This is a genomic window from Oleiphilus sp. HI0080 (genome assembly GCF_001635135.1).
The window spans coordinates 1-633 of sequence record NZ_LWFU01000048.1; the positions used below are offsets into that span (position 1 = coordinate 1).

Consider the following 633-nt stretch of genomic DNA (forward strand, 5'->3'; position numbering starts at 1 on the left):
GATGGCGACTATGAGCCTCTTTCGCAGGAAGAGTTATTTAAAGAAATTCATTCATTGGTTTCGACCTTTGAGTTGAAGAACACCGTTTTTCGGTCGGACCATGCGTCCACTTACTTGGTTTTGAAGGGGACGCTTGGCCAAGATAAGCAGGCGATGTTGGATAAAATTAATCTGGCCTTGAATAAGCCAGGCTCGATTCCGCTGAGGCAAGAGTGGCAGAGAGGACTGTGAGGTTGAGCGAGAATAAGCTTGTCGCTTTCTAATCTCTAACTAATTGCTCGACATGGCTATCGTGCGAGTGAATTGACCAATCTAAAAGCTGTTTCTGAGAAGTCGGGTCCGGCACCCCCTAACTTCTGCATGATATCCAATTGGTCTATCAATATATTTTCAAGCCTTATCTCTGCGAGATACGCATTTGTAAGCCATTGCATGGACCAGTCCGGAAAGCGACGCTCTGTTAGTTTCGTATCGCTAATGTGGCGATAAATCTTGTGCCGTTCATCTAGTGTAATCTTGTTAAAAAGGCACTCTAGAGCGTCAGCTGGCCCCTCAATATACTGGAGGAAGGTACCTTTCTCGAAGTACAGATAGCCTGATATATCGAGCACTAAATTGTTTTTGCTTGCTTGC

General features: G+C 45.0%; 1 protein-coding gene and 1 pseudogene. One reads left to right on the forward strand and one right to left on the reverse strand.

The genetic code is table 11. The annotated features are described in order from the left end of the window. A pseudogene (locus tag A3751_RS22375) lies at nt 1-231 on the forward strand (radical SAM protein); the annotation flags it as partial. Nucleotides 232-287: 56 nt separating this feature from the next. Here A3751_RS22375 and A3751_RS00700 read toward each other — a convergent pair. Further along, nucleotides 288-633, reverse strand: a 346-nt coding sequence (locus A3751_RS00700; protein ID WP_197466068.1) for a BLUF domain-containing protein, incomplete at its 5' end; no start/stop codon positions are given.